The organism is Pseudomonas sp. HMSC08G10 (genome assembly GCF_001808425.1).
GTDB classification, from domain to species: domain Bacteria; phylum Pseudomonadota; class Gammaproteobacteria; order Pseudomonadales; family Pseudomonadaceae; genus Aquipseudomonas; species Aquipseudomonas guariconensis.
The window spans coordinates 82,599-98,588 of sequence record NZ_KV793320.1 but is presented as its reverse complement, the minus strand read 5'-3'; the positions used below and the strand labels follow the sequence as shown (position 1 = coordinate 98,588).

Here is a 15,990-nt window from a genome sequence, read left to right as displayed (position 1 = left end):
ATGCCGCTGCTGTCCTTGAGCGGGCGCAGGTCCAGGATGCATTCGTGGGCGACCAGGCCATTGCCGCCGGTATAGAGGACAGGATAGTGCTCTTCCAGGCGACGGGCGATGTAGTTGGCATTGAGGATCGCCATCTGCGAGGCGCGCTTGAGGCCCGCGCCGCCCATCATGCGGATGTACATCCAAGTGATCGGCAGGATGCTGGCGCTGCCGAACGGTGCGGCGCAGACCGCGCCTTCGGTGTTTTCCAGCGTCGCATGGCCCGGCAGGAATGGCGCCAGGTGCGACTTGACACCGATCGGGCCGACGCCCGGGCCGCCACCACCGTGAGGGATGCAGAAGGTCTTGTGCAGGTTCAGGTGCGAGACGTCGCCGCCGAACTTGCCGGGGGCGCACAGGCCGACCATGGCGTTCATGTTGGCGCCGTCGATGTACACCTGGCCGCCGTTGTCGTGGATGATCGCGCAGATCTCGCCGATCGCTTCCTCGAACACGCCGTGGGTCGATGGGTAGGTGATCATGATCGCGGCGAGGCGGTCACGGTGTTCGATGGCCTTGGCGCGCAGGTCCTCGACATCGACGTTGCCGCGGGCGTCACAGGCGGTGACCACCACGCGCATGCCTGCCATGTGGGCGGTGGCAGGGTTGGTGCCGTGGGCCGAGGAGGGGATCAGGCAGATGTCGCGATGGCCTTCGCCGCGGCTGCGGTGGTAGGCGCGGATCGCCAGCAGGCCCGCGTACTCGCCCTGGGAGCCGGCGTTCGGCTGCAGCGACACGGCGTCATAGCCGGTGGCGGCGCAGAGCATGGCTTCCAGCTCGGTGGTCATCTGCAGATAGCCCTGGCTCTGCTCGGCAGGCGCGAACGGGTGCAGGTTGCCGAATTCCGCCCAGGTCACCGGGATCATTTCGCTGGCGGCGTTGAGTTTCATGGTGCACGAGCCCAGCGGGATCATGCTGCGGTCCAACGCCAGGTCCTTGTCGGCCAAGCGGCGCAGGTAGCGCATCAGTTCGGTTTCGCTGTGGTAGCGGTTGAACACCGGATGCTCGAGGATCGCCGACTGGCGCAGCAGGGCGGCCGGCAGACGCGAGGTGGTGGAGGCGGCCAGGCTGTCGAACGCCGGCACGGCCTTGCCTTCGGCGAACAGCTGCCACAGGGCCTCGACGTCGGCCTGGGTGCTGGTTTCGTCCAGGGACAGGCCCAGGTGGGCGGCGTCGATGTGGCGCAGGTTGATGCGCTGGGCACGGGCCAGCTCATGCAGGCGGGCGGTGGCATCACCGGTGGCCAGGGTCAGGGTGTCGAAGTAGGCGCGGGTGACGACCTTGACGCCCAACTGCTCGAAACCGGCGGCCAGGATCGCGGTCAGGGCGTGGGTGCGTTCGGCAATGCGCTTGAGGCCAGCCGGGCCGTGGTACACAGCGAACATGCTGGCGATGTTGGCCAGCAGCACCTGGGCGGTGCAGATGTTGCTGGTGGCCTTTTCGCGGCGGATGTGCTGTTCGCGGGTCTGCATGGCCAGACGCAGGGCTGTCTTGCCGAAACGGTCGATCGATACGCCCACCAGACGGCCTGGCATGTCGCGCTTGAAGGCGTCGCGGGTAGCGAAGTACGCCGCGTGCGGGCCACCGAAGCCCAGCGGCACACCGAAGCGCTGGGCGCTGCCGATGGCGACGTCAGCGTCGAATTCACCGGGCGGCGTGAGCAGGGTCAGGGCCAGCAGGTCGGCGGCCACGGCCACCAGGGCGTTGGCGCCATGGAAGCGCTGTACCAGCTCGCGGTAGTCGAATACGTCGCCATTGCTGGCCGGGTATTGCAGCAGAGCGCCGAAGAAGCTGCTGACATCGGTCAGTTCACGCTCGTCGCCAACCACCACTTCGATACCCAGCGGTTCAGCACGGGTGCGCAGCACGTCAAGGGTCTGCGGATGGCAATGGCTGGAAGCGAAGAAGGCATGGCCGGCCTTGTTCTTCGACAGGCGCTTGCAGAAGGTCATGGCTTCGGCGGCGGCGGTGGCTTCATCGAGCAGCGAGGCGTTGGCGATCGGCAGACCGGTCAGGTCACTGATCAAGGTCTGGAAATTGAGCAGCGCTTCCAGGCGGCCTTGGGAGATCTCTGGCTGGTAGGGGGTGTAGGCGGTGTACCAGGCCGGGTTTTCCAGCAGGTTGCGCAGGATCGGTGCCGGGGTATGGGTGTTGTAGTAGCCCTGGCCGATGTAGTTCTTGAACAGTTGGTTCTTGCCGGCGATGGCTTTGAGGTCGGCGAGGGCATCGGCCTCGCTCTGGCCGTCGTGGCCGCCGAGAACGCTGGTGCCTTTGATGCTGTCAGGGATGACCGCAGCGGTCATGGCTTCCAGCGACTCGAAGCCCAGGGCGGCGAGCATGGCCTGCTCATCGGCGCTGCGTGGGCCGATGTGGCGGGCGATGAATTCGTTGGCGGTGCTGAGGTTGATGGTCATGGCAGGTCCTCAGGCGTCGTCGTTGGCGTTGAGCAGGCGGTCATAGGCGCCTTGGTCGAGCAGGCCGCTGATGGCGCTGGCATCGGCGGGGATGAAACGGAAGAACCAGCCTTCGCCCATCGGGTCTTCGTTGACCAGTTCAGGGCTTGTGTCGAGCTGGTCGTTGACTGCGACCACTTCGCCGGCCAATGGCATGTAGACGCCGCTGGCGGCTTTCACCGATTCCACGGTGGAGGCTTCTGCGCCTTTGTCGTAGTGCTGCAGTTCCGGCAGTTGCACGAAAACCACATCGCCGAGGGCATTCTGGGCGTAGGCGGTGATGCCCACGGTGACGCTGCCGTCAGCTTCGACGCGCAGCCATTCGTGATCTTCGGTGAAACGCAACTCGCTCATGGGGGATCCTCGCGAAGCAGGGAAGTGGGCACGGTGGTTCCGCGCTCTTGGTTGGAATTCCCGTAGCAATAATGCGGCCAAGTCACTCCAGGCCTTGTAAATCAGGGGGTGAGTCCGAATGTACGTGCGCTTAGGTCATCTGTCTGTAATGAAATCGCTACGCAGCAGCGACGATTGAAAAGCCTTGTCGGATCAAACCGTTGCGTAGACGGTGTCAACGCACCGTGTATCGATTTCAATACGGCGTATCGAAATCGATACGGTTGCGGCGATGTCCTGTTTCCGATCGCCGGCTATCCTGTTGATTTTTGTCCGGTCCGGATTAATGTAACGCGACAATTCAGAAGCCTCGATGATCGCCTTGAGCGCGGCTGCGCGCGGATCCCGCCGCACGTCGCCGGAGGATCGGACGGCGCTCCCCTACGAGGAAACCCTATGGTCAATAGACCCAGCGCGGTAAGCGAACAGTCGGCGTCGCATGCTGCCCGGCAGCCGGTCGGTTGGTTCGAAGCCTTCCTGTTCTGGCTCAAGCTAGGGTTCATTAGCTTTGGCGGGCCGGCTGGACAGATCTCGATCATGCATCAGGAACTGGTGGAGCGGCGGCGCTGGATCAGCGAAAAGCGCTTTTTGCATGCGTTGAACTACTGCATGTTGTTGCCAGGCCCAGAGGCACAGCAACTGGCCACTTACATCGGTTGGCTGATGCATCGCTCTTGGGGTGGGTTGATCGCCGGCGCCCTGTTTGTGCTGCCTTCGTTGTTCATCCTGATCGGCTTGTCTTGGGTCTACATTGCTTTCGGTGAAGTGCCTGTGGTGGCGGGGATTTTCTACGGCATCAAGCCCGCGGTGACGGCGATCGTCGTGCACGCGGCTCACCGGATCGGCTCGCGTGCGCTCAAGAACGGCTGGCTATGGGCCATGGCCGCGGCGTCATTCGTGGCCATCTTCGCGCTCAACGTGCCGTTCCCGCTGATCGTGCTGGTGGCGGGGATCATCGGCTACCTGGGCGGGCGATTCGCGCCGAGCCAGTTCGTAATCGGTGGTGGGCATGGCACGGCCAAGAGCAACCATGGGCCGGCGGTGATCGATGACGATACCCCCACGCCCGCGCACGCGCGTTTCCAGTGGAAGCATCTGTTGCGCCTGGTTGTGATCGGGGCGGTGCTCTGGACCCTGCCCATGGCGCTTCTGACGCTCTCGTTTGGCTGGAGTGGAACCCTCACGCAGATGGGCTGGTTCTTCACCAAGGCCGCGCTGATGACGTTTGGCGGCGCCTACGCGGTGCTGCCGTACGTCTACCAAGGCGCCGTTGGGCATTACGGTTGGCTCTCGCCCACCCAGATGATCGATGGGCTGGCCTTGGGCGAAACCACGCCAGGCCCACTGATCATGGTGGTTGCCTTCGTTGGCTTCATCGGTGGGTACGTATATCCGATGTTTGGCGCTGAACACCCGTTTCTCGCCGGAGCGGTGGCGGCGAGCCTGGTCACCTGGTTCACCTTTTTGCCGTCATTTTTGTTCATTCTCGCCGGCGGCCCGGTGGTGGAGTCGACGCACAACGAGATCAAGTTCACGGCGCCGCTGACCGGCATCACGGCCGCTGTGGTGGGCGTCATTCTCAACCTGGCGCTGTTCTTCGGTTACCACGTGCTTTGGCCGCAGGGCTTCAGTGGTGCGTTCGATTGGCCGTCTGCGCTGATCGCCATCGCTGCGGCCATCGCGCTGTTTCGCTTCAAGCGTGGTGTCATTCAAGTGCTGCTGGCGTGCGCGTTGGTAGGGTTGGCCGTGCACTTGCTGCGCACGTGATAGCGGTTGCCGGCCGATGTGTCGTCGCCGGCTTGGCAGGCTTTGGCCCCTTGCCTCACATCTCGACCTGCGTACCGAGTTCGATCACCCGGTTCAACGGCAACTTGAAGTACCTCAGGTTGCTGTTGGCATTCTTGAGCAAGAAAGCGAACAGGTACTCACGCCACCGGGCCATGCCGATTCGCTTGGTCGCGATGACGGTTTCTCGGCTGAGGAAGTAGGTGGTACGCATGGGGCCGAAATCGAGGCCGTCGCGTTGGCATCCGCCTAGCGCCTTCGGTACGTCCGGCTCCTCCATGAAGCCAAAGTGCAGGGTCACGCGGAAGAAGCCTTCGCCGAAAACCTCGACCTCGAAGCGTTTGTTGGCGCTGACACGCGGCTCGTCTTCGGACATGACGGTCAACAGGACAACCTGTTCATGCAGTACCTGGTTGTGCAGCAGGTTGTGCAGCAGCGCATGGGGCACCGCCTCGGCCCTGGCAGTGAGGAACACCGCCGTACCCTGTACCCGATGCGGAGGCTGGAACTGCAGGCTGGCGATGAACAGGTCGAGCGGCAGTGCGCTTTCGTCGAGTCGCTCGACGATGATCCGGCGGCCGCGCTTCCAGGTGGTCATCAGCACGAACAGGACAACCCCGGCGATGACCGGGAAGGCTCCGCCTTGCAGGATTTTCGGCGCGTTGGCGGAAAAGTACAGGCTGTCGACCAGCAAGAAGCCCAGCAACAAGGGAACGGCCAACCAACGCGGCGCCTTCCACAGCAACAGCACCACCGCCGATGACAGCAGCGTGGTGATCAGCATGGTGCCGGTGACGGCTACGCCATAGGCGGCGGCCAGGGCGCTGGAGGATTCGAAGCCGATCACCAGCAGCACGACGCCAACCATCAGTGCCCAGTTCACCATGCCAATGTAGATCTGGCCCTGTTCCTCGCTGGAGGTGTGCTGGATGAACATGCGCGGTACATAGCCCAACTGGATCGCCTGGCGGGTGAGGGAGAAGGCGCCGGAAATCACTGCTTGTGAGGCAATGATGGTGGCAAGGGTGGCCAGCCCGACCATCGGCAGCAAGGCCCAGCCGGGCGCCAACAGATAGAACGGGTTGCGCACGGCGTCTGGGTTGCCCAGGATCAACGCGCCCTGCCCGAAGTAGTTCAGCACCAACCCAGGCAGCACCAACACAAACCAGGCCCGCGCGATGGGCTTGCGGCCAAAATGCCCCATGTCGGCATAGAGCGCCTCCGCGCCGGTCAATGCCAGCACCACCGCCCCCAGAATGGCGACACCCATGCCCGGGTGGACAACGAAGAACTGCACCGCCCAAGTGGGATTGAGCGCTTGCAATACCTCGGGGCGCTGCGCGATGCCATGAACGCCAAGCGCCCCGAGCACCACGAACCACAGCACCATGATCGGCCCGAAGAGGATGCCGATGCGCGCTGTGCCGTGTCGCTGGATCATGAACAGCGCGACCAGCACCACCACCGAGACGGGCACGACCCAATGCTCGATGCCATCGAAGGCCAGTTGCAGCCCTTCGACCGCCGACAGCACGGAAATCGCTGGAGTGATCATGCTGTCGCCATAGAACAAGGCAGCGCCGAACAGGCCGAGCAAGACCAGCACCCGGCTCAGTCGCGCATAAGGCGCCGCGGCCCGGTGCGCCAGCGCCGTCAGGGCCATGATGCCGCCTTCGCCCTGGTTGTCGGCCCGCAGGATGAACAACACGTATTTGATCGAGACGACCCAGATCAACGACCAGAACACTAACGACAGCACGCCCAGTACGCCGGCTGCGTTGACCTGGACGCCATAGTGGCCTGAGAAGACTTCTTTGAGGGTGTACAACGGGCTGGTACCAATGTCGCCATACACCACGCCGACTGCGGCAACGAGCATGCCGACGCCTGAGGTTTTGCTGGGAAGGGTTTGATGTGCAGTGGTCGCAGTCTGGCTCACGGATGACTTCTCTGGACGGGCGGGTCGAGAGCGCGTGCCTTCCCTGTGCTGCGCGCTTCCCTGGCGCCTGAACGGTCGATGCCGGCGCTACGCAGAGGCGTAACGTCGGCATCGACCGTTCAGGCAGCAAGCGCAGCCAGTATCGTTTCAACTGCTTTTGGTGAGTGTAAAAAGAGCGTAAAAATTGCCGCTGCGAGCAGGGCCGTCCTGCTGCTGCCGCATGTCCCGATGAATCAGTTGGTCGTTACACGGCGGCAAAAAATGGCAACGCCAAGTACAGCTTGATGACGATGGCGTTGATGATGTCGATGAAGAATGCCCCCACCATCGGCACCACCAGAAAGGCGATCTGCGATGGGCCATAGCGTTGCGTCACAGCCTGCATATTGGCAATCGCCGTTGGCGTGGCGCCCAGGCCAAAACCGCAATGGCCGGCTGCAAGTACGGCAGCATCATAGTTGCGGCCCATGACCCTGAAGGTCACGAAGATCGCAAAGAGTGCCATCACCAATGCTTGGACTGCCAAAAGAATGAAGAACGGTAATGCCAGCGCCGCCAGATCCCATAACTTCAGTGACATCAGTGCAATGGCCAGAAACAACGACAAACTGACATTGCCCATGACCGAAACTTCGCGCTCGAATACTTGATACAAACCAAACATCGAAAGCCCGTTTCGTAGCAGTACGCCTACGAACAAGACGCACACGAAGGTCGGTAGTTCGAATGCGGTCCCGTGCAGAAACTTATTCAACAGGGAACCTGCCAGTAAGCTGACCGAAATCAGCGCGATGGTTTCGATCAGGGAAAAGGGTGTGATCAGGCGCTCTTTGTTGGGTTGTTCAAACCCCCGCGGCAAGCGGGGCGTCTCTTGTTCGACACCGGGCGTCTGGACGCGGGCGATGAGCAAGCGTGCGACCGGACCACCAATCAAACCGCCCAACACCAGGCCGAACGTGGCGGAGGCCAGTGCCAGTTCGGACGCTGAGGCCAGACCGAACTTCTCGCTGAAGGTGGCTCCCCACGCAGCGCCTGTGCCGTGCCCGCCCGACAAGGTGATCGAACCTGCCAGCAAGCCCATCAGCGGGTCCAATCCAAGCGCCGTGGCAAGTCCGATGCCCATGGCGTTCTGGACCACCAGCAATCCGGTGACCACCAGCAGAAAGATGCCGACGACACGGCCGCCTTTCTTCAGGCTGGCGAAATCCGCACTCAAGCCGATGGTGGCGAAGAATGCCAACATCAAAGGTGTTTGCAGTGAAGTATCGAATTGGACCTGGATATCGAAACTGCGCAGTCCCAATAACACCACGGCGACCAGCAAGCCACCGGCGACCGGTTCGGGAATATTGTAAGTGCGCAAAAAAGCGATGCGTGCAACGAGGCCTCGTCCTAATAGCAGCACCAGGGAGGCGGCGACGAGTGTCCCATAGAAATCGAGCTCAAGCATGTGATGCGTACTCTTTGTAAATTCAGAAGAATATTTACTTGGGCGCGCCATTCTAGGGACGGCCATTACGCGAGTACGTAGGTTTATTCTGAAAGTTATCGGCTTATGACGGTTATTTTTGTGGTTTTATGCGCCACCCCGACGCTGGCGGGGCGCTGTCGAACCGAGGCGCGAGCCCTGCTTCATGCTTTGTTTGGAATCCCGTACTTGCGTAGTCGCTGGGCAATCGCGGTGTGGGAGGTTTGCAGGCGGCTGGCCAATTGGCGGGTCGACGGATAACTCAAGTAGAGGCGCTGCAGCAGATCGCGCTCGAAGGCTTGCACGGCCTGCTCGAGGCTGGCCACTTCGCCGTCCTGGCCACGGGCCACGGCGGTGCCGGCTATGTCCAGATCGTCGATGTCCACCAGGCTATGTTCGCTGATGGCTGCGGCGCGGAAGATCACGTTCTGCAATTGGCGCACGTTACCCGGCCAGGGGTTGGCCAAGAGCGCCGAGTGTGTGGCCGGGGCCAGGCGGCAGGGTGGGCGCTGGATCTGTGTGCAGGCCTGTTGCATGAAGAAATGCGCCAACAGCAGGATGTCCTGGCCACGTTCGCGCAGGGGGGGAACCTGCAGATTCAGCACGTTGAGGCGATAGAACAGGTCCTCGCGAAAGCTTCCCTCGGCCACCATGCGCTCCAGGTCGCGGTGGGTGGCGCTGATGATGCGCACGTCCACTTTGATTTCCCGGTCGCCGCCGACCCTGCGAAAGCTGCCGTCACTCAGAAAACGCAGCAGCTTGGCCTGAAGGTAAGGTGACATTTCGCCGATCTCATCCAGGAACACGGTGCCCTGGTTGGCCAGCTCCATCAGCCCCGGCTTGCCGCCGCGTTGTGCCCCGGTGAACGCCCCTGGGGCATAGCCGAACAGCTCGCTTTCGGCCAAGCTCTCGGGCAGGGCCGCGCAGTTCAACGCAAGGAATGGCGCGGCATGGCGACTGCTGATGGCATGGCAGGCACGGGCCACCAACTCCTTGCCGGTGCCGGTCTCGCCGTGCACCAGCAGTGGCGCGTCCAGGGCTGCGACGCGCAGGGCGCGGGCCTTGAGGGTGCGGATCGCCGGGGAGTCGCCGAGCAAGGCATCGAACCCTTCGGCATGGTCGTGATGCAGGGCCGACAGGCGTTCGCCCATGCGGTTCGGCGGGTAGAGCGTGAGCAGACCGCCAGCATGAGTGATCGGTGTAGCGTCGAGCAGCAAGCTCTGGCCGTTGAGCTGCATCTCGCGCATCGGCAGGTGGAAATTGTTGTCCAGCAGAGCCTGCAGCAGACCTGGGTCATTGAACAGCTCGCCCACGGAGCGCCCGGCCGATTCGCGCCCGCACAGGGCGATCAACGCCGGGTTGGCCAGCAGCACCTTGCCTGCGCTGTCCACCGCCAGCACCGGGTCGCTCATGGCGGCCAGTAGAGCATCGAGCTGTAGGTGTCGGCGTTGGCCGGGAAGGATGTCGACCACTTCCACCGACTGCACGCCCTGGACTTCGAACAACGCATCGTGGAGCTCTTCGAGCACGGCAGGGCTAAGGGTGGGCGCATCGATGTAGACGTTCGGCGGCACCATCTCCACGGCGTCCAGGTTGAGATTGCGGGCACCGAGCAGGGCCAGGACTTCCTGGGTGATGCCGACGCGGTCGATGAAACTGACGTGGATGCGCATGGGGCTGAGCGGGCTGTGGCCGGGGGAGGGCGGTAGTATGCCTCGGTCGGTCGATCAAGCCCAATATTGCCGGGGCCGCTGTGCGGCCCCTGATCGTGAAGTCATTCCAGGTGTTCAGGCTTGATCGGGTCGCCCGATTTCACGTCCAGCTTCTCGCGGATGTCCTTGAACATCCAGTCGTAGATCTTGTGCGGCGAACCCAGGTTCTCGAATTTCTTGGGCGGCGCCAGGTAGGACTGGGCCCGGCGGGAGAGTTGCATGAGGAAGCTGGGCAGCACCTGGTCCTTGGCCAGGAAGAATTTTTCCTCGACCGTCTTGCCCTCGATGATGCCGTGCATGTGGAACTGGATGCCTCTGCCTTCCTTGGGGTCCGACGCGGCCTCGTATTCGATGTTCAAGTCATAGCTGTGGTCATTCTTGTTCAGCGCGGTGCGCTCGATATGGACATGACCGGGGTGGTATTGGGCCATTGACACGCTCCTCTGGAAGGTCGAAAACGGCGGGCGTCGCGCGCCCGCCTACTGCATTCAACGGTAGCTGATCCCCGGCTTGGCGGTGGATACGCGGGTACCGGCGGTGCCTTTGACGATCTCTTCGATGTCCGACAGCGAGCCGATCACCGCCACCTTGCCGGTGTGACGGGCGAAGTCGCAGGCCGCTTGCACCTTGGGGCCCATGGAGCCGGCGGCAAAGCCCAGGCGTTCCAGTTCGTCGGGGTGGGCCTGGGCGATGGCTTTCTGGGTCGGCTTGTTGAAGTCGATGTATGCGGCGTTGACGTCGGTGGCGATCACCAGCAGGTCGGCGTCCAGCTGTTCGGCCAGCAAGGCCGAGCACAGGTCCTTGTCGATGACGGCCTCGATGCCTTTGAGCTTGCGGTTTTCATCGTACATGGTGGGGATGCCGCCGCCGCCTGCACAGATCACGATGCTGCTCTTTTCCAGCAACCACTTGATCGGGCGGATTTCGAAGATGCGCTTGGGTTTGGGGCTGGCCACCACGCGGCGGTACTTGTCGCCATCGGCCTTGACCACCCAGCCTTTCTCCTTGGCCAGGCGCTCGGCCTCTTCCTTGCTGTAGACCGGGCCGATGAATTTGGTCGGGTCCTTGAAGGCTGGGTCGTTGGCATCCACTTCCACTTGGGTCAGCAGCGTGGCGAACGGCACTTCGAAGGCCAGCAGGTTGCCCAGCTCCTGTTCGATCATGTAGCCGATCATGCCTTCGGTCTCGGCACCCAGCACGTCCAGCGGGTAAGCCTCGTCGGGTTTGTAGGACAGGCCCTGGAGCGACAGCAGGCCGACTTGCGGGCCGTTGCCGTGGGCGATGACCAGTTCGTTGCCAGGATGGATCTTGGCGATCTGCTCGGTGGCGGTGCGGATATTGGCGCGCTGGTTTTCAGCGGTCATGGGCTCGCCGCGACGCAGCAGGGCGTTGCCGCCCAATGCAACAACGATACGCATGGTGAATGTCCTTCTCAGGTCAGCTTCAAGCTTCAAGCCGCAAGCTGCAAGCAGAGGCGGGTCGGTGTGAGGCGCCGCGTTTCTTGTGGCTTGGAACTTGAAGCTTGCAGCCAATAGCGTTTAGAGATCAGCCAGGGTCGACACCAGGATCGCCTTGATGGTGTGCATGCGGTTTTCCGCCTGCTCGAAGGCGATGCACGCCGGCGACTCGAATACGTCCTCGGTGACTTCGATGCCGTTGGCCAGGTGCGGGTACTGTTCGGCGATCTGCTTGCCGACCTTGGTCTCGGAGTTGTGGAACGCCGGCAGGCAGTGCATGAACTTGGTGCGAGGGTTGCCGGTGGACTTCATCAGTTCCTTGTTCACCTGGTAGGGCAGCAGCAGCTTGATGCGCTCGCCCCAGGCTTCGACTGGCTCGCCCATCGACACCCAGACGTCGGTGTGGATGAAGTCGACGCCCTTGACCGCAGCCTTGGCGTCCTCGGTCAGGGTGATGCGTGCGCCGCTTTCTTCGGCGTACTGCTTGCAGCGCTGGACCAGGTCGTCATGAGGCCACAGTTCCTTGGGCGCGGCGATGCGCACGTCCATGCCAAGCTTGGCGCCGATCAGCAGCAGCGAGTTGCCCATGTTGTTGCGGGCATCGCCCAGGTAGGCATAGCTGATGTCGTGCAGCGGCTTGTCGCTGTGCTCACGCATGGTCAGCACGTCGGCGATCATCTGGGTCGGGTGGTACTCGTCGGTGAGGCCGTTGAACACCGGCACGCCGGCGAACTTGGCCAGCTCCTCGACGATTTCCTGCTTGAAGCCACGGTACTCGATGGCGTCGTACATGCGACCCAGCACGCGAGCGGTGTCCTTCATGCTCTCTTTGTGGCCGATCTGCGAGGAGTTCGGGTCGATGTAGGTGACGTTGGCGCCTTGGTCATAGGCGGCGACTTCGAAGGCGCAGCGGGTGCGGGTCGAGGTCTTCTCGAAGATCAGGGCGATGTTGTTGCCCTTCAGGTGCTGTTGTTCGGTGCCGGTGTACTTGGCGCGCTTGAGGTCGCGGGACAGGTCCAGCAGGTATTTCAGCTCGCGGGTGGTGTGGTGTTCGAGGCTGAGCAGGTTGCGGTTGTGAATGTTGAACGCCATGACGGTTCTCCTTGAGTTCGGGTCGGCCCGGCCGTCGCCTTGTGAGGACGGCCGGGGAAATGGTCGTTAGTAGTCGATTGGGTCGCGAACGATCGGGCAGGTCATGCAGTGGCCGCCGCCACGGCCCCGGCCCAGTTCGCCGGCACTGATGGTGATGACTTCGATTCCGGCCTTGCGCAGCAGGGTGTTGGTGTAGGTGTTGCGGTCGTAGCCGATGACCACGCCGGGCTCGACCGCCACCACGTTGTTGCCGTCATCCCACTGTTCGCGCTCGGCAGCGAAGCTGTTGCCGCCGGTCTCCACCACGCGCAGCTTCACGCCCAGTTGCTCGCCGACCACCTCGATGAACGACTTGTTCTCGCGGCGCACGTCCATGCCGTAAGGCTTGCTTTCGTCCGGGCGAATGATGAACGGCACGATTTCGCGGACCACTTCCGGGAAAACTGTGACCAGGTCTCGGTCGCAGAAGCTGAACACGGTGTCCAGGTGCATGGCCGCGCGAGACTTAGGCAGCCCGGCGACGATGACTTTCTCCACGGCACCTTTGGCGAACAGGTTCTGTGCCAGTTGGCCGATGGCTTGGCGCGAGGTGCGCTCGCCCATGCCGATCAACACGATGCCCTTGCCGATCGGCATCACATCGCCGCCTTCGAGGGTGGCCTGACCGTGGTCTTTGTCCGGGTCGCCGTACCAGACCTGGAAGTCGGCTTTGGTGAACTCGGGGTGGAACTTGTAGATGGCGGTGGTCAACAGGGTTTCCTGGCGTCGTGCTGGCCAGTACATCGGGTTGAGGGTCACGCCGCCGTAGATCCAGCAGGTGGTGTCGCGGGTGAATTGGGTGTTGGGCAGAGGTGGCAGGATGAAGCTGGAATGGCCCAGGTAGTCGTTGTACATCTTGACCACGCTGGCACCTTCGCTTTCCGGCAGGTCCTGGCCGGCCACACCGCCGATCAGGAATTCGGCCAGGTGACGCGGTTCCAGGCCTTCCAGCCAGCTGCGTACTTCGTTGGTCAGGCCGACACCGACGGTGTCAGGGGTGATCTTGCGGTCGAGGATCCATTTCAGTGCTTCGGGGTTCTGCACGATGTCGGTGAGCAGGTTGTGCATCTCCAGCACCTCGACGCCGCGCTCGCGCATCTTGGTGACGAAGTCGAAGTGGTCGCGCTTGGCCTGGTCGACCCAAATCACGTCATCGAACAGCAGCTCGTCACAGTTGCTCGGGGTCAGGCGCTTGTGAGCAAGACCTGGAGCGCACACCATCACTTTGCGCAGTTTGCCGGCTTCGGAGTGGACACCGTACTTCTGTTTTTCCGTGGACATGTTCATTCCTCCAAGAATGCGAAGACGTGGATCAAAGCGTCAGGAAGCCGTCGTAGAGTCCGTAGGCGGCCACCAGGGCGCCCACCACGACGGCGGCAAAGATCAGTTTTTCAACCGAGGTGAAGATCGGTTGGCCGACCTCGCGCTTGGCCTTGGCGAACAGGATCGCGCCAGGGGCATAGAGCAGGGCCGATAGCAGCAGGTATTTCACGCCGCCGGCATACAGCAGCCAGATGGCGTACAGCAGGGCGATGCCACCAATGATCAGGTCTTTCTGGCGTTCGGCCAGGGCCTGTTCGTAGGTTTCGCTCCGTACCGCAAGCAGCACCGCATAGGCCGCCGACCACAGGTAAGGCACCAGGATCATCGAGGTGGCGAGGTAGATCAGCGACAGATAGGTGCTGTTGGAGAACAGGGTGATGACCAGGAAGATCTGCACCATGGCGTTGGTCAGCCACAGCGCATTGGCCGGTACATGGTTGGCGTTCTCGCGGCGCAGGAACTCCGGCATGGTGTGGTCCTTGGCCGCGGCGAACATGATCTCGGCGCACAGCAGCACCCATGACAGCAGCGCACCGAGCAGCGAGATGATCAGCCCGACGCTGATCAGCACCGCGCCCCAGTGCCCGACCACGTGCTCGAGCACGGCAGCCATCGAGGGGTTCTGCAGCTTGGCCAGTTCAGGTTGGGTCATCACGCCCAGCGACAGTACGTTGACCAGCACCAGGAACAGCAGCACGGTGATGAAACCGATGACGGTGGCCTTGCCCACATCGGAGCGTTTTTCCGCCCGGGAGGAGAAGATGCTCGCGCCCTCGATGCCGATGAACACCCATACGGTGACCAGCATCATGTTGCGCACCTGGTCCATCACGCTGCCTAAGTCAGGGGAGCCTTTACCCCAGATGTCGGCGGTGAAAATGTCCAGCTTGAAGGCGAACAGGCAGATCAACGCGAACAACGCCAGTGGCACGACCTTGGCCACGGTGGTGACCAGGTTGATGAACGCCGCTTCCTTGATGCCGCGCAGCACCAGAAAGTGCACCGCCCACAGCAGGATCGAGGCGCCGATCACGGCCGCCGGCGTGTTGCCCTCACCGAAGATCGGGAAGAAATAGCCCAAGGTGCTGAACAACAGGACGAAGTAGCCGACGTTGCCTAGCCAGGCGCTGATCCAGTAGCCCCAGGCTGAGGAAAAGCCCATGTAGTCGCCGAACCCTGCCTTGGCGTAGGCATACACCCCGCCGTCCAGATCCGGTTTGCGATTGGCCAGCGTCTGGAACACGAAGGCGAGGGTCAACATGCCGACCGCCGTGATGGCCCAGCCGATCAATACAGCACCGACACCGGCGCTGGCGGCCATGTTTTGCGGCAACGAAAATATCCCGCCGCCAATCATGGAACCGACGACAAGTGCAACAAGTGCACCCAGTTTTAGTTTTCCGGGAGAATCAGACATTTAACAACTCCATGCCAGGAGAAAGTTGACCTCAGAGTAAATCCGACGCCTGTGCCATGTGCTGACATGGGTCAGTTTCATGGTGATGCGAAGTAGGAAAACTCCTTCACATGACTCCTGGAGAGTGCCGACTGCTTATGCGGCAGGCCTTTTGCGCTGGCACCTCCGTGTCCTTCTAGAGCAAAAGCTCGTGTGGCCTGCGAGGTTTCAAGCTAGCCGCTTTTGGGCAATAAGCAAATTTTCGAGAAAACCCCGTCTTAACTATGTTTGTCACTGACCTGCCTCATGGAAGGCGCAGTATTAATGCCAACTATATAGACCGACTCGTTATGAGGGTTTTAGCCTTGATCGCTTGGTCTAATATGAGTTGACCGCTCCGTTATAAGAATCAACAAGGTGTTTCATGCGTATGACAACAGCCCAAAGGGGAGCCCTATGAGTGAACCGGGACAGAAGCTACGCCTGGGTGCTTTGATCGCGCTGGTGGTCGGCTCGATGATCGGCGGTGGGATCTTTTCGTTGCCGCAGAACATGGCGGCGCGCGCCGATGTGGGCGCGGTGCTGATCGGTTGGGGCATCACTGCCGTGGGCATGCTGGCACTGGCGTTCGTGTTCCAGACCCTGGCCAACCGCAAGCCGGAGCTGGACTCAGGGGTGTACGCCTACGCCAAGGCCGGCTTTGGCGAGTACATGGGCTTTTCCTCGGCCTGGGGGTACTGGATCAGCGCATGGCTGGGCAATGTGGGCTATTTCGTGTTGCTGTTCAGCACCCTGGGTTTCTACTACCCGGTGTTCGGCGAGGGCAATACGCCGGTAGCCATCGCCTGTGCGTCTTTGCTGTTGTGGGCGGTGCACTTTCTGGTGCTGCGCGGC

At 62.0% G+C, this 15,990-nt stretch carries 12 protein-coding genes; 2 read left to right on the top strand and 10 right to left on the bottom strand.

The window, feature by feature from the left end; translation table 11 throughout:
* Together gcvP and gcvH are read right to left on the bottom strand one after the other, a co-directional pair.
* Window positions 1-2,453: aminomethyl-transferring glycine dehydrogenase (gene gcvP, locus HMPREF3173_RS17135; protein ID WP_256544525.1), on the bottom strand; the 2,453-nt coding region annotated here is incomplete at its 3' end.
* 9 nt (window positions 2,454-2,462) lie between these two features.
* Window positions 2,463-2,846 carry a glycine cleavage system protein GcvH gene (gcvH, locus tag HMPREF3173_RS17130; protein WP_070574793.1) on the bottom strand — a complete coding sequence of 128 codons (384 nt, stop codon included), beginning with the start codon at window positions 2,844-2,846 and terminating at the stop codon, window positions 2,463-2,465.
* 435 nt (window positions 2,847-3,281) lie between these two features.
* On the opposite strand from gcvH, the gene chrA reads away from it, so the two are divergent.
* Complete coding sequence (chrA, locus tag HMPREF3173_RS17125; RefSeq protein ID WP_070574791.1) at window positions 3,282-4,652, top strand: chromate efflux transporter; 1,371 nt, start codon at window positions 3,282-3,284, stop codon at window positions 4,650-4,652.
* Window positions 4,653-4,707: 55 nt separating this feature from the next.
* Here the strand turns inward: chrA and HMPREF3173_RS17120 are convergent, their stop codons facing one another.
* The 8 genes from HMPREF3173_RS17120 to arcD form a co-directional block, all read right to left on the bottom strand.
* Window positions 4,708-6,609 (bottom strand): potassium transporter Kup, encoded by a 1,902-nt coding sequence (locus HMPREF3173_RS17120; RefSeq protein WP_371906687.1) that lies wholly within the window; start codon window positions 6,607-6,609, stop codon window positions 4,708-4,710.
* Window positions 6,610-6,853: 244 nt separating this feature from the next.
* Entirely contained in the window at window positions 6,854-8,059 is a 1,206-nt protein-coding gene (gene gltS / locus HMPREF3173_RS17115; protein ID WP_070574789.1) for a sodium/glutamate symporter, read from the bottom strand.
* 182 nt (window positions 8,060-8,241) lie between these two features.
* Entirely contained in the window at window positions 8,242-9,750 is a 1,509-nt protein-coding gene (locus HMPREF3173_RS17110; RefSeq protein ID WP_043210693.1) for a sigma-54-dependent transcriptional regulator, read from the bottom strand.
* Window positions 9,751-9,851: 101 nt separating this feature from the next.
* The gene (locus tag HMPREF3173_RS17105) at window positions 9,852-10,220 is read right to left on the bottom strand and encodes a DUF5064 family protein (protein ID WP_070574787.1); all 369 of its coding nucleotides are present in this window, start codon (window positions 10,218-10,220) and stop codon (window positions 9,852-9,854) included.
* 57 nt (window positions 10,221-10,277) lie between these two features.
* On the bottom strand, window positions 10,278-11,207 hold the full coding sequence (gene arcC / locus HMPREF3173_RS17100) for a carbamate kinase (protein WP_043210691.1): 930 nt from the start codon (window positions 11,205-11,207) through the stop codon (window positions 10,278-10,280).
* 120 nt (window positions 11,208-11,327) lie between these two features.
* Window positions 11,328-12,338 (bottom strand): ornithine carbamoyltransferase, encoded by a 1,011-nt coding sequence (locus tag HMPREF3173_RS17095; RefSeq protein ID WP_043210689.1) that lies wholly within the window; start codon window positions 12,336-12,338, stop codon window positions 11,328-11,330.
* Between the two features lie 66 nt (window positions 12,339-12,404).
* On the bottom strand, window positions 12,405-13,658 hold the full coding sequence (gene arcA, locus HMPREF3173_RS17090) for an arginine deiminase (RefSeq protein WP_043210687.1): 1,254 nt from the start codon (window positions 13,656-13,658) through the stop codon (window positions 12,405-12,407).
* A 31-nt stretch (window positions 13,659-13,689) separates the two neighbouring features.
* Window positions 13,690-15,117 carry an arginine-ornithine antiporter gene (arcD, locus tag HMPREF3173_RS17085; RefSeq protein ID WP_043210686.1) on the bottom strand — a complete coding sequence of 476 codons (1,428 nt, stop codon included), beginning with the start codon at window positions 15,115-15,117 and terminating at the stop codon, window positions 13,690-13,692.
* Between the two features lie 435 nt (window positions 15,118-15,552).
* Here arcD and HMPREF3173_RS25115 point away from each other — a divergent pair.
* The coding region (locus tag HMPREF3173_RS25115; protein ID WP_256544524.1) for an amino acid permease at window positions 15,553-15,990 on the top strand (438 nt) is incomplete at its 3' end.

Excerpts from the sequence above, each read along its gene's own strand:
- chrA (WP_070574791.1), top strand. The coding sequence starts at position 3,282 with ATGGTCAATAGACCCAGCGCGGTAAGCGAACAGTCGGCGTCGCATGCT.
- gltS (WP_070574789.1), bottom strand. The coding sequence starts at position 8,059 with ATGCTTGAGCTCGATTTCTATGGGACACTCGTCGCCGCCTCCCTGGTG.
- HMPREF3173_RS17110 (WP_043210693.1), bottom strand. The coding sequence starts at position 9,750 with ATGCGCATCCACGTCAGTTTCATCGACCGCGTCGGCATCACCCAGGAA.
- arcA (WP_043210687.1), bottom strand. The coding sequence starts at position 13,658 with ATGTCCACGGAAAAACAGAAGTACGGTGTCCACTCCGAAGCCGGCAAA.
- arcC (WP_043210691.1), bottom strand. The coding sequence starts at position 11,207 with ATGCGTATCGTTGTTGCATTGGGCGGCAACGCCCTGCTGCGTCGCGGC.
- HMPREF3173_RS17105 (WP_070574787.1), bottom strand. The coding sequence starts at position 10,220 with ATGGCCCAATACCACCCCGGTCATGTCCATATCGAGCGCACCGCGCTG.
- arcD (WP_043210686.1), bottom strand. The coding sequence starts at position 15,117 with ATGTCTGATTCTCCCGGAAAACTAAAACTGGGTGCACTTGTTGCACTT.
- HMPREF3173_RS17095 (WP_043210689.1), bottom strand. The coding sequence starts at position 12,338 with ATGGCGTTCAACATTCACAACCGCAACCTGCTCAGCCTCGAACACCAC.
- gcvH (WP_070574793.1), bottom strand. The coding sequence starts at position 2,846 with ATGAGCGAGTTGCGTTTCACCGAAGATCACGAATGGCTGCGCGTCGAA.